Origin of the sequence: Agrobacterium genomosp. 2 str. CFBP 5494 (assembly GCF_900013495.1) — a bacterium.
Lineage (GTDB): Bacteria > Pseudomonadota > Alphaproteobacteria > Rhizobiales > Rhizobiaceae > Agrobacterium > Agrobacterium pusense.
The window spans coordinates 86,745-112,314 of the sequence record NZ_LT009720.1 but is presented as its reverse complement, the minus strand read 5'-3'; the positions used below and the strand labels follow the sequence as shown (position 1 = coordinate 112,314).

The following is a 25,570-nucleotide window of genomic DNA, read 5'->3' as shown; positions in this document are numbered from 1 at the left end:
GGCCGAGCGTGGCAGCCTTGTGCGCTACGTTGGTCCATTTGACGGGTTCCACAGCGTCCCGGCCTCGGTGTCGAAGACCTGTACCGTCCGCTTCGACAACAACAAATATTCCGTCCTGTCGACAGCCGTCGGCCGCCCTGTCGAGGTTCACGCTTACGCTGATCGGGTCGTCATAAAACAGGATGGAGTGACGGTCGCTGAACACCAGCGCAGCTTTGGTCGTGGCGACACCATCTACGACCCTTGGCACTATGTTCCTGTTCTTGCTCGCAAACCCGGTGCTTTGCGTAACGGCGCTCCGTTCCGCGAATGGGTCTTGCCAACCGCGATGGAGAAGGTCCGCAAGCGATTGAAGAGCGCCGACGACGGTGATCGACAGATGGTCACCATACTCGGATGCGTTCCTGCTGATGGTCTTACCGCCGTCGAAGCTGCCTGCCAGGAAGCGCTTGATCACGGCGTCTGCTCGGCCTCGGTGATCATCAACATTCTGGCGCGAAGCCGCGATCCGGCTCCGTCGGCAACCCTGCAAATCCCGGCGGCGCTTCGGCTTGCCCATGAGCCGGTCGCCGACTGCGCCCGTTACGACAAGCTCAGGAGGGCAAGTTGATGGAACGCACACAGGTTCTTGAACTGATGAGCACATTGAAGCTTTATGGAATGCGCAGCGCTTATGATGAGGTCATGGGCAACGGTATCAAGCGGCAGTACGAACCACCACGCTTGTCGGTGACCTCCTGCAGTCGGAAATCGCTGAGAAGCAGGCACGCTCCATTCGTTACCAGCTCACTATCGCCAAGCTGCCGCTGGCGAAAGACATCGATGACTTTGATTTTGCAGATACGCCCATCAATGAATCCTTGGTGCGCGAGCTGGCCACCGGCACCTTTGTCGCCGACCAGCGCAATGTCGTCCTTGTCGGCGGCACAGGAACAGGCAAGAGCCATCTCGCCATTGCAATTGCGCGTGCGCTCATCCGTAACAGCACACGTGGACGCTTCTACAATGTCGTTGACCTGGTTAACCGGCTGGAAATAGAGACACGCAACGGCAAGCAAGGTCGGATGGCCGATTACCTTACGCGCCTCGACTTCATCATCCTCGATGAACTCGGCTATCTGCCGTTTGCACAGGCCGGAGGTCAGCTCCTGTTCCACCTGATCAGCAGGCTCTACGAGCGCACCTCTATCATCGTCACGACAAACCTTGCTTTCGGTGAATGGCCGTCGGTGTTTGGCGATGCGAAGATGACAACCGCACTCCTCGACCGTCTCACCCACCATTGCGAGATCGTGGAAACCGGCAACGAGTCTTGGCGCTTCAAGCACCGCTCTCAAAGCTCACATGAGGATTTCGTCGTCAAGATCAATCATCGTTTCATAGCGTGCCCCTTCGATTTCGTATCGAACCCATGGTCTGAGCCACCTTGCTTGACGCGGCACGTTTCCTTCACCGGTTCAAACTCACATACGGTCGCCGTTTTGTCCGGCAGCACCATTATCCCGCTTGCGTAGCGGCAAGGCTCAGGAGAACGGGACCAATCTAAAGCGCGGCATTTGAAGCCCGACTTCGAGGCGGTTCGCTCACCTGGATCCGCCAGGAGTGATCAGTCCTGGAAGATTGTGTGTTCGGCAATTTTTTGGTTGTCAGGCGGTCTTCATGACAGCCCCCTCGATGAGAACACCCGCAGTGACAAATTTCCACAGTGCGATAAGGAGTTTGCGCGCCAAGGCAACTATCGCGGCTTTCTTTAAGCGTCCACCATTCGACTGAACCCGATCCACAAACCAACGGCTGAGCGCTGATGCTGGCTGATTGCGTAGCCACAGCCACGATAGTTGGATCATCGTAGTGCGCAGCCGAGGGTTCCCTGCCTTTGAGACACCCTGCTCGTGGTCGATGGTCCCGCTCATCCATGGGGTTGGTGTCAAACCGGCATAGGCGGCAATCTGCCGCCTATTATCAAAATGCCGGGACAGGGCTTCGGTCCAAAGAACGGCGGCAAATTCAGCGCCAACACCCTTCAAGGACAGCAGCATCGCTGCGGGCGAGGTTGCCTCAACCGCTGGCTGGTCCTCCATCGATAGAAGAGAATTACGCTCGCTCTCCACTGCAGCGATCTGCTCTAGCAGCAACTCGAGACGGTCGAGTTCCCGATTGATTTGAGCCTTCAAGTGTTTCGGTAACTCACGCCCATCTCCAGTCTGAAGCTCCTCCAGCCGCTGACGGCGATCTTTACGGAGCGGCTGATAGCCGCTGACGCCTTGAGTAAAGAGTAGCCCCTTCACGCGATTGACATGCCTGACCCGCTCAGCAATCAAAACTTTGCGTTCCCGGCAAATCCGACGCCGATCTTCGTCACTCGGATCTGGCGCTCTGACCATCGCACATACGCGTGGCTCGCCGCGCTTGAACGCGAGCAATGTGCGCGTCAGAGCCTCTCCATCGATCTTGTCGGTCTTAGCACGCCGACGTCGACGGGAAGTCGCGATCGAAGCTGCGTCGACGACGTAACTCTCGATGCCGTGAGCCTCCAGCACGCGGTGTATCCAGAAGCCGTCCAATCCTGCCTCCTGGATCGTTACGATGGGAAATAATTTCCCTGTTCTCAATCGCGCCTTCTGCTGTAGCTGCTCAAATCGTTCCAGCAACTCGGCTACATTGCCACCGGCCACTACATGCTTCGACATCTTCTCGCCGCTGCCTGGCGACAACGAAGTGATCAACCAGGCCGATCGGCTCAGTTCCAATGACACAAAAATTGCGCCAAGATCGATGCGGACAGCGGTCGGTTGAATGGATGCAGGTTCCATAAACTGCTCCTCCTGAGCGAGTGTTTAGATGCAACCTCACTCTGCCAGAGCGGCGGCCGCTGTTCACTCCTCATGGGATCTAAAGCCGAAGATACCCATCAACCGCACTTGGCCTACCCTCTGCAACCCCGGCCAGCGCCGGGCAGGCCAAGCGCTGATCGCATACAGGGGGGTCAAAATTGGATAAGTAAAAGGGGTGAATGTTCGATGCTGATTGACAGTCGAGCAGTTGCAGCCCGGATTACAGCTCGGATGAGTCGCAGTTCAGTGCCAGCATAGTCGTTCGTTCGCCGAGCCTTTCACGACATTCGCGTAGAGTATGTGTGGCGACGGCCGCAGCTATGAACGATAGGGCCGGGGGCCTGTGTTTTCAAATGTTTGTGAGCCAAAGCCGGACCTGCGGTTCGATTCCGTTCAAGAGCAATACGATTTGAATCACTCCAACACGCCTCCGCTCACTCTTCTCGATAGCTGGCTCGTCCCCATCAAGTTTCCGAAACGGACGGCAGTAAGTTCCGGATTGGACGAAGTTGCAATCCGAATTGGACGCATGTAAACTCCGACCTGAACGCATCGGCAATCCTAGAATTTGGTAGCGATCAGGAGGAAAAATAGATTGAAAGGGGAAAGTCCTTCTGACCTCCTTTATCCGAGAGGCGCAGCCGAGCGAATTAGGGTCGCGCTCAAAGATACGCCAGTCGTACTTGTGAACGGACCGCGGCAGTGTGGCAAGACGACGTTGGCTCGAACCCTGCTCCAGACAGATCGTCCGTATTTCACGTTAGATGACGAAACGACCTTACTATCAGCAAAGACCGATCCAGTCGGCTTCGTTCGTCAGATTGATACCGCCATCATAGACGAGGTGCAGCGTGCACCGGAGTTGCTGCGTGCCATAAAACAGGCTGTAGACAACGATCGGCGGCCTGGGCGATTTTTGTTAACCGGCTCAGCAAACATTCTCGCACTCCCGACGATTTCCGATAGTTTGGCCGGGCGGATGGAAGTCGTTACCTTGTTGCCCCTAGCTCAGTCCGAAATTCGACGCAACCAGTCGAACTTCCTCGATTCCGCTTTTGCCGGAACGGTCATAGCGCCTCGCAATCCAACGGTCGGAAACGACCTGATGGAGCGAGTGCTCATCGGCGGATATCCTGAGATGGTCGGTCGTGGCGATCCCCGCCGTCGATCCGCATGGGCTAGAGAATACATACGAGCCATCGTTGAACGAGATGTGCGCGAAATTGCCGACGTCGAACGACTGGACCAAATGCCGCAGCTTCTGCGGGCGCTCGCGCATCATTCGGGACAGTTGCTCAATTTCACCCAATTGGCCGGCCAGGTCGGCATCGATGACAAGACCGCCCGGCGATATATCGGACTCTTCGAACAGCTGTTCCTAGTTCGTCGCATCGAGCCCTGGTTTCGAAACCCTTTGAAGCGTCTTGTTAAGACACCAAAGCTCCTGTTTCTCGATAGCGGGCTCTTAGCTTCGTTTGTCGGAATGACGATCGATCGAATTTCAAGTGACCGAGGACTATTTGGTTCATTGCTGGAAACGTTTGTCGCTGGCGAAATCCTCCGGCTTTCGACCTGGAGCGAAGTCCAATCAGCCTGCCACCACTATCGGGATAAGGATCAGGACGAAGTAGATATCCTTCTCGAAGACGAAGCTGGCAATATGGTTGGACTTGAAGTCAAGGCCGCGGCAACGGTGACCGCAGCAGATTTCAAAGGCTTACGCAAAGTAGCCGTGGCCACCGGACGCACCTTTAAGGCAGGCTGGGTGCTGTACGACGGCGACAAGATCCTGCCATTTGGTGATAATCTTGCGGCGATACCACTATCTTGTCTCTGGGGCGATTAAAGTAAGGGCAGGATTTAAGTTCGATTCCCTTCAAGGCGAATAGGCCTAGCGATATGCGGCTCGTGCGTAACGACCGTTTCGCGCTTTCATTTTAGCCCTTTACAAGGCCTTGCCGAATATCGAAAGCAGATCTTCTTCTTTGATCGGTGCTTCTGCCCAAGTGGGGTGGGAAGCGGACTTAAAGCTTCTAGAGTGGACCGCCGGAAAGTGGGCATTGATTCCCCACGAAGCCTACGCCTTGCCGCCGGCGGTGAGAGAAAATGCCCGTTGAGCGGCCATGACTTCTTCTCGGTGCTCTTGCGTCCACTTCAAAATGGCGCGCAGATGCGGCTCGAGGGAACGGCCAAGGGTCGAGACTTCATAAACGACCGCGACAGGTGCGGTGCTGACAACGGTGCGTTTGATGAACCCGTTGGCCTCCAGCCTTCGCAGACACTGGGTCAGCGCCTTTTGAATGATCCCTTCATTTGCTCGTCGTAAAGCATTGAAGCGCATGGCGCCACCACACAGGTGACCCAGAACCAGCAGCGACCACTTGGTTGTAATTTCTTCAAGCACGACTCGATTGAGTTCGAGATCTTCCTGTGTGAAGTCGGCCATTGTAGGATACTCCAAGCTACCTGGTAGCTTTCAGGTGCGTAATTGCGTCCAAGTTTAATATGTATACCTATACGGCCTCCAGCAACAAGGAGGCTTCAATGCCCACCCTGTTGGTTTCCGCGCAGAAGTGAGCCGGTGGGGGTGCGGATAAAAACTTGGACTGTTTTAAATACTCAGGCCGAGGCTCTTACGATATTCGACCGGGCTGAGTGATCCCAGTGATATTTTGATGCGCGTTTCATTGTACCATCGGATGTAGGCGTCCACCTCTGCCACGAACTGCTCGATCGTGATGACCTTCCAATCTCGTGGATAGAAGAGCTCGGTTTTCAACCGACCGAAGAACCCTTCGCACGCGGCGTTGTCTTGCGAGCAACCCTTGCGGGACATGGAACGAACCAGTTTTGCTTCGCTGATACGGGTTAACCAACCGGGCCATCGATAGTGGGCTCCGCGATCAGAATGGATGATTGGCCGTTCCTCGCCGTTGGCGACGGTTCCGATGGCTGCATCCAGCATTGTGTTGACGAGACCCGCATCTGGTTGGGTTCCGATGGACCAGCTGATGACCATGCCGTCAAAGCAGTCGATGATGGGCGAAAGGTAAACTTTGCCAGCTGGGATCTGGAACTCAGTAATATCTGTCAGCCACTTCACGTTCGGCGCTTTTGCATGAAAGTCGCGATTGATCAGGTTCTCGGGCGCTGGACTGATCTCTCCCAGATAGGATCCAAACCGCCGTCGACGCGGCTTGGCAACGACCAATTGCTCCTGCTTCATCAATCGCTGGACAACCTTTTCCGAGATTACCACGCTTTGTCTGGCCAGCGACGCCTGCAGTCGTCGATAACCGTAGCAACGACGGTTCGTTTCAAAGATCTCAGCTAGGCTGTGGCGGACGGCGGCATACATGTCTGCCAGGCACATGCGAGCGCGATGGTAGAAGTAGGAGCTGCGGGCAATTCGAAGCTGGGCAAGCAGCTCTGGCAAGCGATAAACTTCCTTAAGGGCGTCAATCAGCTGGGTCTTCTCCCGATTACTCAGGATCTGCAGATCGACGCCCAGGTCTTTTTTTAGGAGTTCGTTTGCCTTCTTCAGGAGATCATGCTCGAGTTGTAACTGGCGGACATCACGCTGGAGGGCTTCAAGTTGGCGCTCGAGCTCTTCACGTTCAGGCACCTTGGGGTTGGATTTGCGGCGTTTCATGGATGAGGGGGCCTCGTGACCGAGTAGCTGATCTTTCCAGCTGTACAATGTCGGCCTTGAGACGCCCAGTCGGTCAGCCACCTGTTGAGCGCTTTCATCTCCACTGCATAATCCGATGACCCCCGCTTGCCGGACCTCTTCGGAATAGCCAGGGTGCCACAATCGACCGACCATCGATGTCCGCGCCTCCGGAAACGCCTCACGAACCCATGCGGTTAGAGTTCCTCGACCGGGATAGCCGAGCGCCCTCATCGTCGCAGAGATGCAACGATCATGGGTGCGAAAGTGCTCAAGTGCCGCCTGCCTCTGAGCCTGTGAATATTTTGGCGCTCGCGCTACCGGCTGAGTACGCAGGTCGAGATGCTGTAGGTACTCGCGGTACCAGCCCCTCAGCGCATTCTTGGTGGGATATCCCAGCTGGCGAATGGTCGCGTTAAGCCGCTTGCCAAGCCGGATATAGAGCTCAACCGCTCGAAGTCTGTCTGCGTAGGAATACATGAACTACCTCCTTGGTGGTCCAAGTTTTCGTCCGCACCCCCCCCTTGAGCACGTCCGACATGTAGCTGGCCGCACACCACTTTACATCAGCACGTTTGGCAGGAATGTGATGATTGGCGGCACCAGCGTGAAGAGCAGCAGAAGACCGACAAGGACTGCGAGAAACGGCAGGAATTCCTTTGAGAAATCCTCGATGGAGCATTTGGTGATTGAGCAGACCGTGAACATCACCGTGCCGATGGGCGGCGTGACCGAGCCGATGGCCGTGTTGAAGACCAGCACGACGCCGAGATGAACGGGGTCGATGCCGAGACTGGTCGCCACATCGAGCAGAAACGGGCCCAGGATGATGATGATCGCCAATCCCTCGAAAATCGTACCGAGAACAAGCAGCGCGATGTTGATGACGATCAGAACGACATATTTGTTTTCCGAAATGCCGAGCAGTTGCGACACCAGCATCTGCGGCAGTTGTTCCAGGCTGAGGATCAGCGAGAAGACCGAGGCGGAAGCGACGATGAACATGACGCCCGCCGTCGTTAGCGCCGATTCACGAAGCAGGTCGTAGCTGTCCGAAAAGGACAGGCCCTTGTAGATGACGGCGCCGACGAAAAATGCGTAGAGCGCGGCGAATGCACCGAGTTCCGTCGGCGTGAAAAAGCCGGTCCTCAGACCAAACAGCAAGAGAACCGGCATGGCCAGCGCCCAGAGTGCTGCATGACCCTTGGTCCAGATTTCACGCGGTCTTGCACGTTCCGTTCTCGCCTGCGTATGCCCATGGCGGCGTGCGCACCAGCGCACGGTCAGCATCAACGCGGCGGCGATGAAGAAGGCCGGAATGACGCCACCCATGAACAGGCGTCCTATCGAGGTATCGGTCAGGAGACCATAAACGATCAATGCGATGGATGGCGGCATGATCGGCGCGATCAGGGCCGATGCGGCACTGACCACCGAACCATATGCGTTGGTATAGCCGTGCTGACGCATCACCGGCACGATGGTTCGCGCATCGATGGCGGCATCCGCATTGGCGGAACCGGACATGGCACCCATAAACAGCGAGTTCACCACAGCGATCTGCGCCAGCCCGCCCTTCCAGTGACCGACGAGCGTTTCGGCAAAGCCGTAAAGCCGATCGGCAATGCCGCCGCGCGCCATGGCGCAGCCCGCGACCACGAACAACGGCACGGCCAAAAGCGGGAAGGATTCGAGCGCCGAACCCATGCGCTGTGCGACGATGCTCGCCATCATCGGGTTCTGGACAAAGTAGATCATCGAGGCGCCGAGCATGACGAAACCGACCGGCAGCCCGAGCAGCAGCAGAACGACGAAGGCGATAGCGGTCAGGGTCATTGGAAATTCTTCTCCCCACGCAGGCGGGCAACGATATCAAAAAGGCGCACGATGATGATCATGATCATGCCGGCGGCAATGAAGGCCGCGATGATCCATTTCGGCCAACCGAGCGCCAGAAACGTGGTGAAGCGGGCGGTGGACATCTGCGCACAGGCGGCCCGCACAACGGCGGCGGCGATCAGGACCGTCAACAGATCGGCGGCAATCATTGCGGCCATCTGCAAGCGCGGCGGCAACCGCTCCACGACGGTGGCGATGCCGAACATCTGGTCGGACATGCAGGCGCCCGCAAGACCGAACCAGACCGTGACCGCCATCATCACGACCGCGAGATCGTGTGCCCAGGGAATGGGGGCTTGAAAGAAATTGCGGGCGATGACATCCGCAAAAACCACGAGGACGATCGCTCCGGTCGTCACCGCCGGAAGCGCGACGCCGAAAAGGCGGATCAGACTACGCATTGAACGCTCCCAAAATCCGTGGTTGGCGGCGAAGGCGTGCAAGCGCCTCCGCCCTTCCTTCAGATTACCAACCGGCCCTTTACTTGGCCACCGCCGCCGCGCGAACCTGTTCGAAGAGACCCGCAGGCCACTTCGGGAAGCTCGTATAGTATCCGGCCGTGGCCTTGCGATAGGCCTCGATGTCGGCGGTGTGGAAGGTCACGCCCTGTGCTTCGAACGCCGTGCGGATTTCGCCTTCGAGCTTGGCCGACAGCTTCGTCAGGTCCTGACCGCCGGTTTTGAACTCTTCCATCAGAATGGCGCGGTCGCCGTCGCTCAGCTTCGCGTAAACCGCCTCGCTCATCACCCATCCGGTGAAGAGATTGAAGTGACCGGTCAGCGTGATGTGCTTGACGACTTCCTGCCAGCCCGAGGCACGAAGGCCGGTCAGCGGGCTTTCTGCAGCCGTGACAACACCCTGGGAAAGCGCCGAATAGACTTCGCCCGCTTCGACAGTGGTGGCGACGACGCCGAGAGGCTGGAAGGTCTTCAGCCAGCTTTCGACGGGGGGAACACGCATCTTGACGCCCTTGAGGTCCGTCGGCGCCGGATAGCCCTTGTCGCCGATCATATGGCGCGGACCGTCAAACCAGTTCAGCGCCACAGGGCGAATGCCTGCGTCCTTCGCAAGACGGTCGTAGAAGCCCTGCATCAGTGGGGAAAACGCAATGTTTTCGGCTTCATCCGTGCTGGAAACCATGAAGGGGCCTTCAACGACGGAAAGCTCCGGCACGCCGAACGTCGACAGGAACGAGGCGGAGGTGAAGGTCATGACGGGTTGACCCTGGCTCGCCTGCTCGATGGAGTCGGTCGTGCTGCCAAGCTGGCCCGAGGGGAAGCCCTGGAACGAGACACGGCCTTCGGTCCGCGTCTTGACGCGTTCGGCAGCGGCCATCGCACCCTTGTAGGATTCGCTGGTCGGCGCGTTGACGGTCGCGATGCGTATCGTCACGTTCTCGGCGACGGCCGGGGCCGACAGGAGAGCCGATGCAAGGAACAGTCCGCCAGCGATTGCACCGCGGCGCGTCGTCTTCAAAGTGGTCATGTTGCCCCTCCTCTGATCAGGGTTTGTTGTTGTCATTGTATCTCGAACCAGTGCAGGTCTTGCGCTGGCAGGCATGACGCCAGGCCCTTCCCTGGGCATGGCGTTCCAGCGCACGTTTCAGGCATCCACCGGACTGGGGGCCGGTTTCGTCGTGCGATAGATTTCATCAATTGTCATGGCGGTCGAAATATCGACGTCCATGGGACTTTCATGGCCGAAGCCGCCCTTGGCGAGGCAGGTGAGGGCAGCCGTCTGCGCGGCAGCGGCGAGGGCTTCCTCCGGCGCTTCCGCGCGCAGAAGTCCGACCAGCGTGCGCGCAATGAAGCTATCGCCTGCTCCGAGCGTATCGACCGGCGCGACAATGGCAGCGGGTACAACGCTCAGCCCGCAGGCACCGAGCAGTAACGCACCACGGTCGCCGAGCGTCACTAGAACCCATTGCGCGCCAGCATCACGGGTGAATTCAGCAAGCGCGAGGGCATCGTCGCGCCCGAGATCACCACCGGAAAAGGCGGCAAGAAAGCAATGCTTCGCCAGCGGTGCGATGTGAGCCCTGTCACGGATCGTCGCAAAATCGTAGGAAACGCGCGTCAGCCCGGCGATCAACGGTATCCACGCATCGATATGGCTCGAACGGCCGGTATGCAGCGCGTCGACCTGGCGGGCGAACTCAAGATCGGCCGTCTCGGGCGCGATAATCGAAACACCGAGATTGGCCCCTGCGAACACACGGTCGCCATCCTGAAGCTCAATCACGCAATAGGCGGTCGCGCCCGGCAGAAAGCGGAGGCGTGAAACGTCAACCCCTTCTCTGGCCAGCGCATCGCGGATCGCACGTCCGGCTGCGTCGTCGGCAACGGCTCCGGCATAGGCGGAGCGTGCACCGGCACGACGGGCAAACGCTGCGAGATTGACGCAGTTTCCACCCGGATACATGACCTTTTCGTCACTGTAGCAATCGACGACGTTGTCGCCGAACGCCAGAACGAATGGTTCGTTTGTCATGCTCGTTCCCATCCCTCTTGCTCATTTAAGAGAACGTTCGCACAATTGTTTCAAGCCTGTCAATTGCGCTTGACACGTCCCGGCAAAAAAATAATACGTATTATAACGTCATATCGAGAAAGGCTTTAAAATGACCTTGCCATCCACTTTCGACAAAGGGGTGCTTGCAGCCCTTGGTGCCCTTGACGCGAGCGCAATCCACCACGTCTTCTTCGTTGCCTGCGGCGGTTCGCTTTCCATCATGCATCCTGCAAAATTCCTGCTGGATCAGCATGCGGCGATTGCTTCGGATGTCTATAACGCTGCCGAATTCGTTGCCCGCGCACCAAAACTGCTCGGTCCCGGCTCGCTGGTTATCCTGTGCTCGATGACCGGCACGACGAAGGAAACGACGGCCGCCGCCGAATTCGCCCGTGCAAAGGGTGCAACCACGATCGGCCTGACGGTCGAGCCGGGTTCGCCGCTCGCAAATGCTTGCGATCATGTCGTCGGCTTCGAGGCCCCCTACACGACCGGCGTTCCGATCGATGCCGTTAACAGCAACTATTCCCGCATCTACCAGCTTGTCATGGGCGTCGTCGCGCTCACCGGCGGCGAAAACCTGACTGAGCCGTTGATCAAAAGCCTCGCCGCGCTTCAGGTCGCAATCGACAAGGCACAGCTCGTCTTCGCGCCGCTTTTCGATGATTACGCCCCGCGTTTTGCCAAAGAGAACGTCGTCTACACCGTCGCCAGCGGCGCCAGCTACGGCGCAGCCTATTCCTTCTCCATCTGCGTGCTGATGGAAATGCAGTGGATCAACAGCCAGGCGATCCATGCGAACGAGTTCTTCCATGGTCCGTTCGAGGTGCTCGACAAGGACCGCGCCTTTATTCTCATGAAGGGGCTGGACAGCACCCGTGCGCTTGAAGACCGGGCGGACACCTTCCTCCACCGCTTCGGCTCGGCGGAGAAGATTCTTGTTCTCGATGCTGATAAGCTCGATCTCGACGGTATCGATCCGCAATTCCGTGGCAATGTCGTCCCGCTCATTTTCTTCGACACCCTTTGGCGTTTCGCTTACAAGATCGCCGAACTGCGCAAGCACGAAATGCTGGAAGCGCGACGCTACATGAAGAAGATCTCCTACTGACACGGATGGCTGATGGGCGAGCATGAACAGCTGATACCGCTCTATGAGCGGGTGCGACGTGCAATTCTGGCGGATATCGAATCCGGCGTTCTTGGCGAAGGCGGGTTCCTGCCCGCCGAGCCTGAACTTTGCGCGGCGCATGGTGTCAGCCGTGTCACGCTCCGCCGCGCGATCTCGGAGCTTTGTGCCGAGGGACACCTCGTTCGGCAACAAGGCAGAGGCACGCTCGTCGCACCGCGCAAGGTTCGCCAGACGCTGGTGACCCTTTCCGGCTTCACGGAAACGATGAGCGGCCTTGGCCGCAGGAGCAGCCATAGCATTCTGTCTTTCGGGATAGACGACAATGCCGCCGCCGCTGGCGGACGCCTTGCGGCGGCGCGGCTTGCCCGCTTCGAGCGCGTGCTCGAAGTGGATGGCCGTCCCATGACGCTGGAGACGCTGTGGTTCGATGCCGAACGACTGGAAGGCGTTATCCAGCCGGTTCGCGACGGCGGTTCCTTCTTCACTACGCTGCGCGAGCGCATGCACATCCAGCCAGCCGGCGCCGAGCGACAGTTCGATGTCGGTTTCGCCACCCGCGAGGAAGCGCAGATCCTCGCCATTCCATCCTCGCAACCCGTCTACCGGATCGAGAAGACCGTTTTCGATGCCGGTGACCGGCCGATTTCCTTCTCGAGACTTGTGACACCTTGCCACCTCGTGACATTCACGATGAGAAGCTGAAAGTTTCCTAATGCTCGTTTTCGATGCCGATGCCGTTCACGCTACCCTTGCCTGGCCCCTGCTGATCGAAGCGCTTCGCATCGCTCACTTGGGCGAAATGCCTGCCTCCGATGTCGTGCTGCAATCCGACCCGCGTGGCAGCGGCAACCAGTTCGTCACATTGCCGGGCTGGATTCCCGGAGGTCTGATCGGCGTGAAAATGGTCGGTGTCTTTCCCGGCAATGCCGAACTTCAACCTCCGCAGCCTTCAGTGCAGGGCCTCGTCGCCGCATTTGACGGTGCGACAGGCGCGCCGCGTATGGTGGCCGACGGGGCGGCCATGACAGCCCGCAAGACGGCCGGTGATTCCGCACTCGGGTCTAGTCTCCTGGCCCGCCATGACGCCCGGACATTGCTCGTGGTCGGAGCAGGTGCCCTTGCCCCTCACGTCGCCCACGCCCATTCGGCGGCGCGTCCGTCGGTCGATCGTATTCTGGTGTGGAACCGCACCCCGGCACGCGCCGAGGCGGTGGTGGCGGGGCTGAAGGCCGATGGGCTGAATGCCGCGGTGGCAACTGATCTCGATCAGGCGGTCAGCGAAGCCGATATCATTTCGTGCGTCACGATGTCGGATACCCCGCTGGTCAAGGGTGCCTTGTTGCGGCCCGGCGCGCATCTCGACCTGATCGGGGCATACATGACGACGCTTCGGGAAGCCGACGACGAAGCCATGCAGCGCGGAACGATTTTCGTCGACACCCGGCGCGGCATGGAAGGTGCCGGCGATCTGGCGCAGCCGGTCGCATCCGGCATCCTCGGCTGGGATGCTGTCACGGCCGATATGTTCGATCTGGCGCAGGCAAGGCATCCGGGCCGGATCTCCGAAGACGAGATCACCATCTACAAGAACGTCGGCGGTGCCCATCTCGATCTATTCACCGTCGCGGCACTTATGGCGACGCACAACGCAACTGCTCCATGATGTGGGTGGGGCCTCACCGGGAGGTCGTTGCCATGGTGGCGGCGATCACAATGGTGCGACAGAGCCGCGTTCAATCAACTCGGCGGGCATAAGCACCGTGCGTGGTGGATAATCCTCGCCGTGAATGCGCTCCAGCAGCATCCGTGCAGCGGCCTCGCCCATGGCGAGGCGCGGCTGTGCAATGGTGGTGATGCCGGGGCGATGAAAGCTCATCCAGTCAAGATCGTCGAAGCAGATGATCGAGAGGTCCTCTGGAATTGAAAGCTTCAACTCGGAGAGCCCTCGCATGGCGCCCTCGGACATAGTGCCGTCCGTCGTGAACAGAGCCGTCGGCGGGTCCGGGACTTTCATCAGCCGGGGGAGCGCAGCCTGAGCGGCGCTGGCAGAATAGCCTCCCGCCCGTATCGTCAGGCGTGGGTCCACTGGCAAGCCTTCAATCCGGTGCGCACGGATATAACCAAGAAGGCGCTGCCAACTTGGATAAAGCGTTTCGCTTTCGATCGGATCTCCCGCGACAGCGCGCGCCAGAAACCCGTCCAGTCCGTCGCTCTCCTGATCGACGAGTTCCGCAACAATGCCGATCCGCCGGTGACCGGCGGCAATCAGATAGCGCACGGCCTGTTCGGCAGCGGCGATATTGTCGGTCGCCACCCGGTCCACCATCAGACCGGCGACAGCACGATCGATCAGAACGAGCGGCACGCCCATGCCCCGCAGATTGTGCAGGTGCCGCGCCTTGCGCGTGTCGCTGGGGGTGACGATCAACCCATCCACCTGCTTCTGCGCCAGAAGCTCCACCGAGTGAACCTCCTTGGATTGCGACTCGTCGCTATTGGTGATCAGCAGCCCGAAACCGTTGGCTTCCACGACGTTGGAAATACCGCGCAGAACCGAAGCGTAGAACGGGTTCTGAATATCGCCGGCCACGACGCCGATAGTTCGGGTCTTGCCGGTAATGAGGCTGCGCGCCAGCGCATTGGGCCGATAGCCCAGCTTCTGGGCGACCTTGAGGACCTGTTCTTTCTTGTCGTCACTGGTGTAGCCGTAACCGCCCAGCACGCGCCCCGCGGTCGCCGTGGAAACACCTGCTGCACGTGCGACATCGGTGATCGTCGCCTTGCTTTTAGGAGCCAACTGGCAATTCCTCTCATATTTTGGTCTGCCGGAATGAGAATCTAATCATGTCTGGTCGGAAGAAAACGGTAGCTGTTTTTTGGCTTTAGCAGATCGACAGTGGTTTTCAACGCTCCATAAAGCCGGTCATCTGAAAGATGACGCTTGACGGATGGATAGTCGCCGTGCCTCATATGTGAGAACGTTCTCTAAATGATTGCAAGGGGAACCGGAGAACGCAATCGCGGACCCGCCGGGTTTCGCATAACAAGGAGGCTGTCATGTTCAAATCCATTCTGGCCGGGTGTGTCCTGAGCGCATTGACGGCGGTGAGCACATTCGCGGACGTCATTCCCGCTCTGCGCGATGCACTGCCGCAGGAATACAAGGATAATGGTATCAAGGCTGCGGTCTTCAACGACTGGGCGCCCGATGAGTATCTTGATGCCGATGGCCAGCTCAAGGGCTGGAGCGTGGACCTCGCCAAGGAGATGGAAGTACGTCTCGGCGTTCCCTTCACTTTCGAGGGTACAAGCTTCGATGCCATCATTCCGGGGCTTCAGTCAAAGCGTTTCGACGCCGGCTTCTCCTCCTTCGGCACAACCGCCGAGCGGCTGAAGACGCTTGATTTCGTTTCCCAGCGGCGGATCGGCACCTCGTTCGCTTACCCGGCAAACAGCAAGCTCGCCGTCAAGTCCGCCTCCGATGCCTGCGGTCTGACGATAGCGGTTCTGAACGGTTCCTGGGATATCGGGCTCCTTGAAAAGCTCAACGCCAATGAATGCAAGGACAAGCCGATCGTCATGCAGATGCACGCCACGCAGGCGCAGGCTGAACTTGCCGTTCGTTCCAATCGCGCCGAAGCCACCGTCGGCGGCTCGGTCAAGCTCAGCTACATGGCGACGCAGACCGGCGATCTGAAGGTTTCGGAACTGGTTCTGTCTCCTGTCAACAGCTGCATCGGCGTGCGCAAGGGCGATCCGCTCGGCCAGGTCCTGACGGACGCGATCCAATCGATGATCGACGACGGTACTTACGAGAAGATCATGGCCAAGTGGGGTCTGAACGACAGTGGCATGCTGAGCAAGGCGCTGCTGATCACGGAAGAAAACCCGGTTGATCTCTGACGCAGTTTCACCGGCTGCAAAAGCGTATCCCGGCCCGGATTGTCATCCGGGCCGAAGCAGACAGCTCAGGATCGGCAGCAAGGAATAAAGATGTCTGAAAAATCGCCGGAGCGTCCCTCGATCCACGACTTGAAGCCCATCGCGGTGCCTAAAATAGGCCACTGGATCGGCGGCGTGGCTCTGACCATTCTTGCCATAGTGTTCCTGCAGGTGCTCGTCACCAACAAGAACATGCAGTGGGGCGTGGTCGCCAAATATATGTTCAACCCTGCGATCCTTTCCGGTCTCGGCATGACGTTGCTGCTGACGGTCCTTGCCATGGTGCTCGGTCTTGGGATCGGCATCGTTCTTGCCATCATGCGCCTGTCGACCAGCCGCGTCTTTCAAGCCGTGAGCTGGGGCTGGATCTGGTTCTTCCGCGGTGTGCCGCCGTTGGTTCAGATGATCTTCTGGTACAATCTGGCGCTGCTTTTGCCGGAGATTTCGATCGGCATTCCTTTCGACGGGCCGAAGCTTGTCTCCTGGAACACCAACCAGCTCATCACGCCGTTCAGTGCGGCCATCATGGGCCTCGCCTTTACCGAAAGCGCCTATGCCGCCGAAATGATCCGTGCCGGCATACAGGCCGTGAACGCGGGCCAGACGGAAGCTGCCGCAACGCTAGGCATGACGCGTGGTCAGACGCTTCGCCGCATCGTGCTGCCGCAAGCGCTGCGCATCGTTATTCCGCCCATCGGCAACGATACGATCTCGATGCTGAAATTCACGTCGCTCGTCTCCGTGCTGGCATTGCCCGACCTGCTTTATTCCGCCCAGATGGTCTATGCACGCACCTATCAGACTGTGCCGCTGCTGTTGGTCGCGACCATCTGGTATCTCGTCCTGACGACAGTGTTGACGGTTATCGAGCATGCCGTCGAGCACCGCTTGAAGTCCGAACACCGTGCAGGTGCGAAGAAAGCAGGCGGGCTTTTGCCCGCTCGCCTGTTCAAACGTCAGCAGGAGGCTTTGTGATGAAGGACCAGACTAGCGTCGAGCCTCTGCTGAAGGTCGAGAAGCTGCGCAAGAGTTTCGGCACACATGAGGTGTTAAGCGGGATTGATGTAGCGGTCATGCGTGGCGACGTAACCTGCATCGTCGGCCCGTCAGGCTCCGGCAAGAGTACGCTGCTGCGCTGCCTGAACTATCTCGAGAGGCCTACGGGCGGCGCGATCTTCCTGAACGGGGAACCCGTCGGTGTGCGCTGGAAAGGCGACAAGCTCTATGAGATGAGCTTCAACGAGCTTGCCCGTCAACGACAACGTATGGGCATGGTGTTTCAGGGCTTTCACCTCTTCCCGCACAAGACCGTGCTTGAAAATGTGATTGAGGCTCCGGTTCTGGTCAAGCGTATGTCCCGTGGTGCGGCGGTGGAGGAGGCGATGGTGCTTCTGGATCGCGTCGGCATGAAGGAGCGGGCGGCCTACTATCCCGCCCAACTCTCCGGCGGGCAGCAGCAGCGCGCGGCCATTGCCCGCTCTCTGGCAATGAAGCCGGACGTCATGCTGTTCGATGAGCCGACCTCGGCACTCGATCCAGAGCTTGTCGGCGAGGTTCTCGCTGTCATGCGCCAGCTTGCGGACGACGGCATGACCATGGTCGTCGTCACCCATGAAATGGGTTTTGCGCGAGATGTTGCTGACCACCTGATCTTCATGGATGGGGGAGTGATCGTGGAGCAAGGCCGGCCGGCAGATGTGCTGACGCGCCCGCAGCACGAGCGCACCCAGGCGTTTCTGGCGCGGGTTCTGGCTGCTGCGTAAAGCGCCGGAACGCGTCCGCGACGATTATGGCGCGGGCACTTCCAGCAGGATGTCGCGGCTGCAGTGTTGCGGGCTCGACCGTTTGACATGATCGACTGTCTCAGCCTCATGCGCCGCTCGATGCGGGGACGGGTAAGGCCCGCGACCGAATTCAGTTTTTAGACATCTCAATCCGCAACGACGCGGCACACCGAAGCGCGAAGTAAATAGCGACATTCTTGTGAACGACGAACCGTCGCATAGGCATATGGAGAATAGATAATGGCACTTGATGAGCGCAGCATAAGTGTAATGAATTTCCACTACGTGCGGCACACGCTGGACAGGTTTCTGGCCGATGTCTGTGATGCCGGGGTCTCGCGCATCGAACTTTGGGCCGCCGCGCCGCATTTCTATATCGGCGATAAAACGCTGGCCGATGCGCGGGCGCTGGGGCGGAAAGTCCGTGGAATGGGTCTCGACATCGTCGCTTTCACGCCGGAGCAATGCATCTATCCGATCAACATCTCTGCGAAGGAACCGGAGTTGCGCGACCGCTCCGTGCGCTATTTTCTGGAATCGATGGAATTTGCCATCGAATGCGGGGCACCAGCCCTTCTGGTAACGGCAGGCGGTGGCTATCGCGACGAACCCGTGGAGCAGGCACTGGAACGCTGCATCGATTCCATGGGCATTCTTTGCGACCGCGCGCAGAAACTCGGCATCGATCTCTGGATGGAGTCGCTGCCGGATTCATTCGCAAATATCATTCGCTCGGCGCGGGAAATCCGGGAACTGATGGACAAGCTCGGGAACTCCTCGCTTCACGCGGTATACGACGTTGCCGGCGCGATAATGACGCATGAGACGCCTGAGGATTACTTCACCCATCTCGCCGGTCGCGTTGCGCATGTGCACTTTACCGATTCCGATGCTGGTGGCAGCCACCTTGCTTGGGGTGATGGCGTCATCGACCTTGACAAGCTGGTCACCTTTCTGCGGAAAGAGAACTATGACGGGTCTCTGACGGTGGAACTGACCAACTGGAAATATAACGTCGACCCCACCCCGCCGCTAAAGCAATGCGTCGAAGCCATGCGCAAGGCGCTCAGGTCTGCATAGGCGGCTATTCGGCTGTAGACAAACAAAAAACCCGTCACTCAAGCACCAGCTCCTGATATCTGCTACGACATTTGAATGTCTATACGTAATGCAAGACGTGAATGTTCGGCAGTTACGCTTGTCCTACGCGCACAGCTACCTTGCCGGCAACGTCCGTCAAACCGGAGTAGTTTTGGTTGTGAAGTCGGCCCCATGATCAGGCTTGTTGATATAATTTGAAGATGTTTTCCGCCTCGATTGTTGATGGCGTTGGCCTTCGTCATCGGCGGTGAGGAGCACCGCTTCAATCAGGCAAATGATGTTGGGAAGAAAATACTCACCTTATGCCTATCACTGCTTCTTCGTGAGATAAAGGAGCGTCCAAGAGGGCGGTCATTCTTTGATCGTGTCCCGGGGAGTGGTGTAGCTTAGACGACCACGGCTCATCCCAGAGGGGCGGATGAGTGTCAGCTTGCGGCTGGCAGGCTGATGAGCGGATCATCGCTCATTGTGGCGATGGTCTCAAGTGTCATGTAGCGGGATCGCTGAACAGCCCACTCGTCGTTTTGCTCGAGGAGCAAAGCGCCGACGAGCCTGATGATGGCGTCGTCGTTCGGAAAGATACCGACGACTTCGGTGCGCCGCTTGATCTCGCCGTTGAGACGTTCGATCGGGTTTGTTGAATGAAGCTTTGCCCAGTGCTGCTTGGGAAAGGTCATGTAGGCGAGCACATCCTGCTCGGCACTATCCATCAGGGTAGCGAGTTTCGGCACTTTCGGCCTGATCTGGTCGGCGACATTACGCCATTGGGTGCTTGCAGCCTCCGGAGTATCCTGGGCAAACGCCGTGGCGATGAAGGCAGAGACGACACGCCGTCCGCTCTTCCCGGCATGGGCAAGCGCATTGCGCATAAAGTGGACCCGGCACCTCTGCCATGTGGCGGACAGCACCTTCGACACCGCTGCCTTGATGCCCTCATGCGCATCGGAGACAGCAAGCTTCACGCCGCGCAGGCCTCGCCTGGTCAGCTTGCGCAGGAACTCAGTCCAGATCGCTTCTGCTTCTGAAGTGCCGATCTCCATGCCGAGCACCTCGCGTCGACCGTCGGTGTTGACGCCGACAGCGATGATGACAGCGACAGAGACGATGCGTCCGCCGCGACGAACCTTCAGATAGGTGGCATCGATCCAGAGGTATGGCCACTCGCCCTCGATAGGACGGTCGAGGAAGGCCTTCACCTTCTCGTCGATCTCCTCGCAGAGCCGCGATACCTGGCTCTTGGAGATGCCGCTCATGCCCATGGCCTTGACGAGATCATCTACGGATCGGGTCGAAACGCCTTGGATGTAAGCCTCCTGAATGACCGCCGTCAGAGCCTTCTCCGCCATCCGGCGCGGCTCCAGGAAACTCGGGAAGTAGCTGCCTGTGCGAAGCTTGGGAATGCGCAGCTCGACGGTCCCTGCTCGTGTCTCCCAGTCTCGATCGCGGTAGCCGTTGCGCTGGGCAAGTCGAAAGCCGTTCTTCTCGCCATATCCCGCGCCAGTCTTCGCCCCGACTTCCAGTGCCATCAACTTCTCGGCAGCAAAGCCGATCATATCCCGGAGCAAATCGGCGTCGGCACTCTTCTCAACGAGTGAGCGCAGGTTCATCATATCGTCGGTCATCGGTGGTGTCCTTCAGGTTGGATCTAAGCAACCCGACCCTACCGGAAATCACCGATGGCTATGAAATCCAGCTACACCACGCGCTGGGACACGATCCATTCTTTTCCCAAATGGGGAATGGATCGTGAAAAGCGAGGTCGTTTCGGGGGTGAGCTGGTGGGTAATCACATCCAGCTTTTCCAATCGTTCTGAACGGATACCCGAGCTTTTGGCCCGGAGGACAAGCATGGGATAGGGAAAAGATGACTAATATTATCATCGGTGCAGATATATCGAAAAACCATATCGAGCTGCATCGGCAACAGGATGGGAACTGGCAGCACGCCGACTACGACAAGGGGGGTGCCGCTACCCTCGAATGGATGGGGGCCGTCGAGCGCATCATCTACGAACTGACCGGTAACTCGTACAGGGCTTTCGATTTTTTCATGCTCAGCCGCAGCTTAGCGGTTTCTATCCTCAATCCGCGTAAGGCGCGATGGTTTGCCGATGCTCTTGGTAGCCAGTCAAAACTGCGCCGAGAGGGATATCGCGTCAAACATCGGGATCATCGAACCGGACGATATCGAAAACGCTTTCGCGCGGATGCTGACGGGCGATGTCAGCTATCGATTTGTCATGCGTCTGGTTGCCCGGGCGACAAGGGTGATCGGCAGGTCAGAACTGAATGCACAGACGGACCGCATCGAACATCGCCGCGTGAACCGACCGGCTGGTTACGGCATCGCCGATCCGGTGCAGCTCGAACCCGTCGTCGCGTCGCGGGCGAAGCGGGGCTGGGCCGGTTAACGAAGACAATTCGGTCCTGCCATCATTGGCAGAAAGCGGACGAAGCTCATCGAACACATCCGTTACCGGGTAAGTTCCGTTTTCCACAACGACCTGAGAACAGGCCAGAACCAGACCTTGTCCGGTCAACAAATGTGTTAGCGACACGTCATACCGGTCGCCGTTCGGAGACACGCAAACGATCTCGTATTCCAGCAAGGTCTGTACCCCCAGTTCGGCGAATCTCTTGCGACAGATGATCTGGGAGTGGGCCTCCATTTCAGGGGCCACGACGGGATCGAGTGCGGCGAAGGTCACGGATTTCCCGGCCGACGCCAGTTGAACCGCGACGGAAGGCGCCGGGTGTCGGCCCGTCCCGTCATAGACAAGGATATCATCAGCCATGGCGGATGGATTGCCCAGCGCATCCCACACACTGAGACAAAGTTCATTGCCGTCAAACGTGCCCTGATCCGGATAGCCCCCGGCGGCAACGATGACGATATCCGGCGCTTCAGCCAACACAGTTTCCACAGTGGCATAGGCGTTCAGGTGAAGGGTTACGCCCAGGCGCTCCAGTTCGGCCTCGCGCCAGTCGACAATCCCCTTCAGGTCGTGCCGCAGATGCGCTCGGGTCGCCAGCGCAAGCTGCCCGCCCAGACGATCAGTCGCCTCGAACAGGACCACCCGATGCCCCCGTTCTGCAAGAACGCGTGCCGCTTCGAGCCCGGCAGGTCCGCCCCCGATCACGACGGCTTTCCGGCCGGCCTCGGCCGATCGCTCCACCACCTGCGGCAACCACGTTTCCCGACCGGTGACCGGATTGTGGATGCAGCGGACAGGCCGATAGAGACAGTGGGACGCTCCGACACACGGACGTATCTGATCCTCTTTGCCTGCTCTCAGCTTGTTGACGATTTGCGGGTCGGCCATATGAGCCCGCGTCATGCCAACCATGTCCAGCAACCCGGCGCTCACAGCATATCGTGCCGTCGCGATGTCCGAAATCTTGCCCGCGTGAAAAACCGGCAAATCGGTCTCGGAGCGAAAGGCACCGGCTTTCTGCAACCATGGTGCAGAAGGAGATGTCATATCCGGGATGTTGTAGACCAGCAGGTTGAACTTCGTATCGAAGCGGCCAAAAATGCAGTTGAAGAAATCGACCAGCCCTTCTCTCTCCAGCATGTTTGCCACCTTGACGGCTTCGTCAAAGCCAAGTCCGTCCGGGTGATCCTCGTCGATCGTGTAGCGGATCCCGACGGGAAAGTCCGGCCCGACCTGCGTGCGTATCTCTTCATGAACCATCCGCAGAAAGCGCATCCGGTTTTCGAGAGAGCCGCCGAATTCATCGGTCCGCCGGTTGACCAGAGGAGAGAGAAACTGGCCTATGAGATGCCCGCCGCTCATCGTCTCGAGACCGTCCAGCCCCCCTTCGCGCGCCCGTCTTGCGGCCTGCCCGAAATCGTGCACGACACGGGCGATCTCGTGCCTGTCGATTTCACAGGAGAAATTCCTGCGATATTCTTCGCGGGAATGCGACGGACCGATGGCTGGCAGCCAATCTCCGACCGTTGCGTCCGCCCGGCGTCCGACATGCGAAATCTGACACATGAGCGCCGCGCCGTGACCGTGAATGCGGTCGGGTAAATTCTTTCCCATAATACTCAACTTTAGGCAGGCGCAATGGGTGTGCTTCGCCTTCGTTTAGGAGCGACCGGGCCCTCGACAAGGGTACTGCCACTTATGACTGCAACCTTGTTGCGTTCATACCCTCACTCAAAGGAGGCCATGAATTGAACCAATGGTTTGAGCGTTTGACCGAACAGGTCGCCCTGGCGCATGACGAAGCCACGGTGAAAGCGACCCTGGAGAAGTTAAGCCGTGAAGCGGGATTTGGCGCCTATGCCTATCTCAATCTTCAGGCGGAGACGCAAACGGCGATCTCAAACTATGACGTCGAGTGGCAGCAGCGATACTTCGAGAAATCCTACGCTCTGATCGATCCCGTCGTGCGGAGCGCACGAGATCAGCTTGAGGCATTCGCCTGGTCCAACGAAGCATCGCTCAGGATGAGCAAGGAGCGCAGGAACTTCTACGGAGAAGCCGGGGAGTTCGGGATCCGCTCCGGGGTTACAATTCCGATCAAGACCGGCTTTGGTCGGATGGCAATGCTCACCCTGGCTTCTGAAGAAGCTGATTTTGCCCTGGGGCAATCGCTGAACCCGGTTCTTGCCGCTTCTGCGGTCGCGCAACTGCACTCGAGGCTTGAAGGTCTGGGAGCGAAGCCGACCCATCACACTCCCATTCGAATGAAGTCCGACGAACTGACCTGCCTACGCTGGTCTGCAGAGGGCAAATCGATGAAGGCTATCGCTATCATCGAGAACACCACATACGCCAATGTCGCGTTCTTCCTGCGTAACGCGAAGTCGGCACTGGGAGCGACGAGCTTACCGCAGGCAACAGCTATGGCCAAGGAGTTTGGTCTGATCTAGCTCAGTGGCCCTTTGATTTCCGCATGTCCGGTATGTAGCCCAAGATATCAAGAAGCGTCGATACGACCGTCTGCTGTGCGTGGACCGCGATCATCGCCGTGATATAGGCTTGACTTGCCTCGCGAGCCGTCTCCGGGTCAGCTGCGGCATCGACCTTTGCTTCGAGCATCACGGCGTCATCGCGCAAACGACGATGTTTCTCGATCTCGCGCACGACATGGCGTTCTATCTCTTCGGGCGGCTGGTCACTCATCAATCCGATAAGTGGGCGCAATATGAGTTTGGTATCAGACACAGGCCCGTCTGCACTTGCTTTGAACATTATCGGTCCAATTACCGCCCATATGCTGCCGGTGTAAACCTTCTTTGGAACGACGTATCCCCGAAGGCAAATCGGTTTAAATCTCAGTTACATACTATAGTTGATAAACTTAAAGTATGTAAACGTTGATCTTTCAGCGCATGGATATGCGTAAGCTGGTCGGCCGGAACTTTGCCCGCCTCCGTCGGGAAAAGGGCCTGACGCAGGAGGATGTGGAGGCGCGCTCCGGCTTCAGCCAGCAGTATCTTAGCGGACTCGAAAGAGGGAAGCGAAACCCCTCCATCGTCACACTTTATGAAATCGCCCAGGCCCTCGGGGTCAGCCATGTCGAACTGGTCACGCCCGACCAAGCAGACTGAATTTCGAAGATTGTCTTATTCGCTCTAGCTGCTGGAGTTCTCTCGGACCGTACCGAGAACGAACGTCCCACTTCACAACGCGCGATGAAGTCGCTATATATTCTCCGCAAGGAGAATGATTATGGCTCAGATGTCGCGTGCCTATACGCCTGCGGAAGCGGCTGCCGTCAGCGAAATCGCCGTGAAATCGGTACACAACGCTATCGACAAACGGATTATTGCGCGTCGGCTTTCCGAAGAGGAGGGTAGGGCACTCTCTGACGACGACTTGCTGCGTCTCAAGCTGTGGTACGGGGTTGGCTCGATCCTGTCCGCTGAGCGCCGTCAGCGGCTTTTCGACACGATTGACCAGAATCCGGACGCCGATACCGTACGAGCGGACGACTACCTGATCGTCGATGTAGCCCGTGCCCGCGAGCAGCTTGCGGCACGTGCGGAAGCTCTTCGTGAAGCGGAGCGCATGATCAAATCCGTGAAGGGTGTCCTTGGCGGCGAACCGGTGTTCAGCCAAACCCGCGTCCCGGTCAGAACGATTGCTGCGATGAAGGCTCAGGGTGCGACCACGGAAGAGATTGTCGAGGGGTATCCGGCGCTCACCATGCGGATGGTTGAACTCGCGGAGATCTGGACTGCTGCTCACCCGGCAAGGGGTCGGCCACGCAAGCTTTCCGACCTTGGCGCGACCGTAAAGTCGTCAAAGCGGCTCTCACTTTCGAAGGCTGCCAACCAGCCGGCCGGCAGCTGATATCGTGAAGTTCCTGATAGATGAATGCTTGCACACCTCGCTGGTGGCCGTTGCTAACGACAACGGCCACGACGGCTTCCACGTAAACTGGCTTGGCCTGAGCGGCGAAAAGGATTGGGATCTGATGCCACGCATCGTGGCAGAGGATTACACCTTCGTCACGAACAACGCGCGTGATTTTCGAAAGCTATACGGCAGGCAAGACGTTCATGCCGGTCTGATCATCATCGTGCCTCAGGTCGTTCCAGCGCTACAGCGAGACCTGTTCGAACTTATCTTGCAGGAGATCGCTGGCGGCGAAGAACTCCTCAATGAAGTGATCGAGATCAGCATCGAGGATGACGAGGCGGTACTCACGCGCTACTCGCTCCCGACGACCTGAAGTA

At 58.4% G+C, this 25,570-nt stretch carries 25 protein-coding genes and 1 pseudogene; 15 read left to right on the top strand and 11 right to left on the bottom strand.

All coding sequences use genetic code 11. From position 1 onward, the window contains the following. Together AGR2A_RS24970 and istB are read left to right on the top strand one after the other, a co-directional pair. Nucleotides 1-610, top strand: a 610-nt coding sequence (locus AGR2A_RS24970; RefSeq protein WP_427832666.1) for a Mu transposase domain-containing protein, incomplete at its 5' end; no start/stop codon positions are given. Further along, a pseudogene (istB, locus tag AGR2A_RS24965) lies at nucleotides 610-1,514 on the top strand (IS21-like element helper ATPase IstB). The gene AGR2A_RS24970 and the pseudogene istB, both read left to right, overlap by 1 nt. A gap of 132 nt (nucleotides 1,515-1,646) precedes the next feature. Here istB and AGR2A_RS24960 read toward each other — a convergent pair. Continuing rightward, the gene (locus AGR2A_RS24960) at nucleotides 1,647-2,813 is read right to left on the bottom strand and encodes an IS110 family transposase (RefSeq protein ID WP_072528851.1); all 1,167 of its coding nucleotides are present in this window, start codon (nucleotides 2,811-2,813) and stop codon (nucleotides 1,647-1,649) included. A 616-nt stretch (nucleotides 2,814-3,429) separates the two neighbouring features. Between AGR2A_RS24960 and AGR2A_RS24950 the strand changes: the two genes are divergently transcribed. Then, nucleotides 3,430-4,680: an ATP-binding protein gene (locus AGR2A_RS24950; RefSeq protein WP_072492740.1), complete on the top strand. Its 1,251-nt coding sequence runs from the start codon at nucleotides 3,430-3,432 to the stop codon at nucleotides 4,678-4,680. A gap of 231 nt (nucleotides 4,681-4,911) precedes the next feature. Here the strand turns inward: AGR2A_RS24950 and AGR2A_RS24945 are convergent, their stop codons facing one another. The 6 genes from AGR2A_RS24945 to AGR2A_RS24920 all read right to left on the bottom strand — a co-directional run bounded on the left by AGR2A_RS24945 (nucleotide 4,912) and on the right by AGR2A_RS24920 (nucleotide 10,893). Next, a complete protein-coding gene (locus AGR2A_RS24945; protein ID WP_072492739.1) occupies nucleotides 4,912-5,280 on the bottom strand; it encodes a winged helix-turn-helix transcriptional regulator in 369 nt (122 codons plus the stop codon). Between the two features lie 165 nt (nucleotides 5,281-5,445). Next, nucleotides 5,446-6,984, bottom strand: a complete 1,539-nt coding sequence (locus AGR2A_RS24940) for an IS3 family transposase (protein ID WP_080823496.1) — start codon at nucleotides 6,982-6,984, stop codon at nucleotides 5,446-5,448. An 81-nt stretch (nucleotides 6,985-7,065) separates the two neighbouring features. Continuing rightward, on the bottom strand, nucleotides 7,066-8,340 hold the full coding sequence (locus AGR2A_RS24935; protein WP_072492738.1) for a TRAP transporter large permease: 1,275 nt from the start codon (nucleotides 8,338-8,340) through the stop codon (nucleotides 7,066-7,068). Further along, nucleotides 8,337-8,804, bottom strand: coding sequence for a TRAP transporter small permease (locus AGR2A_RS24930; protein ID WP_072492829.1), 468 nt, complete (start codon nucleotides 8,802-8,804; stop codon nucleotides 8,337-8,339). The genes AGR2A_RS24935 and AGR2A_RS24930 overlap by 4 nt, the downstream gene beginning before the upstream one ends. A 79-nt stretch (nucleotides 8,805-8,883) precedes the next feature. Further along, a complete protein-coding gene (dctP, locus tag AGR2A_RS24925) occupies nucleotides 8,884-9,888 on the bottom strand; it encodes a TRAP transporter substrate-binding protein DctP (protein WP_052821137.1) in 1,005 nt (334 codons plus the stop codon). 117 nt (nucleotides 9,889-10,005) lie between these two features. Beyond that, nucleotides 10,006-10,893, bottom strand: a complete 888-nt coding sequence (locus tag AGR2A_RS24920; protein WP_072492828.1) for a PfkB family carbohydrate kinase — start codon at nucleotides 10,891-10,893, stop codon at nucleotides 10,006-10,008. Between the two features lie 130 nt (nucleotides 10,894-11,023). Between AGR2A_RS24920 and AGR2A_RS24915 the strand changes: the two genes are divergently transcribed. The 3 genes from AGR2A_RS24915 to AGR2A_RS24905 are packed head-to-tail and all read left to right on the top strand — an operon-like array spanning nucleotide 11,024 to nucleotide 13,709. Beyond that, nucleotides 11,024-12,025 carry an SIS domain-containing protein gene (locus AGR2A_RS24915; protein WP_072492737.1) on the top strand — a complete coding sequence of 334 codons (1,002 nt, stop codon included), beginning with the start codon at nucleotides 11,024-11,026 and terminating at the stop codon, nucleotides 12,023-12,025. A 12-nt stretch (nucleotides 12,026-12,037) separates the two neighbouring features. Continuing rightward, nucleotides 12,038-12,748 carry a UTRA domain-containing protein gene (locus AGR2A_RS24910; RefSeq protein ID WP_080823495.1) on the top strand — a complete coding sequence of 237 codons (711 nt, stop codon included), beginning with the start codon at nucleotides 12,038-12,040 and terminating at the stop codon, nucleotides 12,746-12,748. Nucleotides 12,749-12,758: 10 nt separating this feature from the next. Beyond that, nucleotides 12,759-13,709 carry an ornithine cyclodeaminase gene (locus tag AGR2A_RS24905; RefSeq protein ID WP_052821140.1) on the top strand — a complete coding sequence of 317 codons (951 nt, stop codon included), beginning with the start codon at nucleotides 12,759-12,761 and terminating at the stop codon, nucleotides 13,707-13,709. Nucleotides 13,710-13,754: 45 nt separating this feature from the next. Here the strand turns inward: AGR2A_RS24905 and AGR2A_RS24900 are convergent, their stop codons facing one another. Next, a complete protein-coding gene (locus AGR2A_RS24900; protein ID WP_072492735.1) occupies nucleotides 13,755-14,843 on the bottom strand; it encodes a LacI family DNA-binding transcriptional regulator in 1,089 nt (362 codons plus the stop codon). A gap of 260 nt (nucleotides 14,844-15,103) precedes the next feature. Between AGR2A_RS24900 and AGR2A_RS24895 the strand changes: the two genes are divergently transcribed. The 4 genes from AGR2A_RS24895 (at nucleotide 15,104) to AGR2A_RS24880 (ending at nucleotide 18,852) form a co-directional block, all read left to right on the top strand. Then, on the top strand, nucleotides 15,104-15,949 hold the full coding sequence (locus AGR2A_RS24895) for an ABC transporter substrate-binding protein (RefSeq protein WP_072492734.1): 846 nt from the start codon (nucleotides 15,104-15,106) through the stop codon (nucleotides 15,947-15,949). A gap of 90 nt (nucleotides 15,950-16,039) precedes the next feature. Then, nucleotides 16,040-16,963 (top strand): amino acid ABC transporter permease, encoded by a 924-nt coding sequence (locus tag AGR2A_RS24890; protein WP_072492733.1) that lies wholly within the window; start codon nucleotides 16,040-16,042, stop codon nucleotides 16,961-16,963. Next, nucleotides 16,963-17,751, top strand: a complete 789-nt coding sequence (locus tag AGR2A_RS24885) for an amino acid ABC transporter ATP-binding protein (RefSeq protein WP_052821144.1) — start codon at nucleotides 16,963-16,965, stop codon at nucleotides 17,749-17,751. Before AGR2A_RS24890 ends, AGR2A_RS24885 begins: the two co-directional genes overlap by 1 nt. Before the next feature lie 261 nt (nucleotides 17,752-18,012). Next, entirely contained in the window at nucleotides 18,013-18,852 is an 840-nt protein-coding gene (locus tag AGR2A_RS24880; protein WP_072492732.1) for a sugar phosphate isomerase/epimerase family protein, read from the top strand. Between the two features lie 446 nt (nucleotides 18,853-19,298). Here the strand turns inward: AGR2A_RS24880 and AGR2A_RS24875 are convergent, their stop codons facing one another. Further along, on the bottom strand, nucleotides 19,299-20,495 hold the full coding sequence (locus AGR2A_RS24875; RefSeq protein ID WP_080823494.1) for an IS256 family transposase: 1,197 nt from the start codon (nucleotides 20,493-20,495) through the stop codon (nucleotides 19,299-19,301). 54 nt (nucleotides 20,496-20,549) lie between these two features. On the opposite strand from AGR2A_RS24875, the gene AGR2A_RS29760 reads away from it, so the two are divergent. Continuing rightward, on the top strand, nucleotides 20,550-20,687 hold the full coding sequence (locus tag AGR2A_RS29760) for a hypothetical protein (RefSeq protein WP_167378248.1): 138 nt from the start codon (nucleotides 20,550-20,552) through the stop codon (nucleotides 20,685-20,687). A gap of 465 nt (nucleotides 20,688-21,152) precedes the next feature. Here the strand turns inward: AGR2A_RS29760 and AGR2A_RS24870 are convergent, their stop codons facing one another. Beyond that, nucleotides 21,153-22,922 (bottom strand): FAD-dependent oxidoreductase, encoded by a 1,770-nt coding sequence (locus tag AGR2A_RS24870; protein ID WP_080823493.1) that lies wholly within the window; start codon nucleotides 22,920-22,922, stop codon nucleotides 21,153-21,155. 134 nt (nucleotides 22,923-23,056) lie between these two features. On the opposite strand from AGR2A_RS24870, the gene AGR2A_RS24865 reads away from it, so the two are divergent. Then, complete coding sequence (locus AGR2A_RS24865; RefSeq protein ID WP_234797289.1) at nucleotides 23,057-23,758, top strand: autoinducer binding domain-containing protein; 702 nt, start codon at nucleotides 23,057-23,059, stop codon at nucleotides 23,756-23,758. A 1-nt stretch (nucleotide 23,759) separates the two neighbouring features. Here the strand turns inward: AGR2A_RS24865 and AGR2A_RS24860 are convergent, their stop codons facing one another. After that, nucleotides 23,760-24,080, bottom strand: a complete 321-nt coding sequence (locus tag AGR2A_RS24860) for a transcriptional repressor TraM (RefSeq protein ID WP_080823492.1) — start codon at nucleotides 24,078-24,080, stop codon at nucleotides 23,760-23,762. Between the two features lie 140 nt (nucleotides 24,081-24,220). Between AGR2A_RS24860 and AGR2A_RS24855 the strand changes: the two genes are divergently transcribed. The 3 genes from AGR2A_RS24855 to AGR2A_RS24845 all read left to right on the top strand — a co-directional run bounded on the left by AGR2A_RS24855 (nucleotide 24,221) and on the right by AGR2A_RS24845 (nucleotide 25,566). Continuing rightward, entirely contained in the window at nucleotides 24,221-24,439 is a 219-nt protein-coding gene (locus AGR2A_RS24855; RefSeq protein WP_072492826.1) for a helix-turn-helix domain-containing protein, read from the top strand. A gap of 121 nt (nucleotides 24,440-24,560) precedes the next feature. Continuing rightward, the gene (locus AGR2A_RS24850; RefSeq protein ID WP_072492730.1) at nucleotides 24,561-25,184 is read left to right on the top strand and encodes a DUF433 domain-containing protein; all 624 of its coding nucleotides are present in this window, start codon (nucleotides 24,561-24,563) and stop codon (nucleotides 25,182-25,184) included. Nucleotides 25,185-25,188: 4 nt separating this feature from the next. Beyond that, nucleotides 25,189-25,566, top strand: a complete 378-nt coding sequence (locus tag AGR2A_RS24845; RefSeq protein ID WP_072492729.1) for a DUF5615 family PIN-like protein — start codon at nucleotides 25,189-25,191, stop codon at nucleotides 25,564-25,566. The last annotated feature ends 4 nt before the right edge of the window (nucleotides 25,567-25,570 follow it).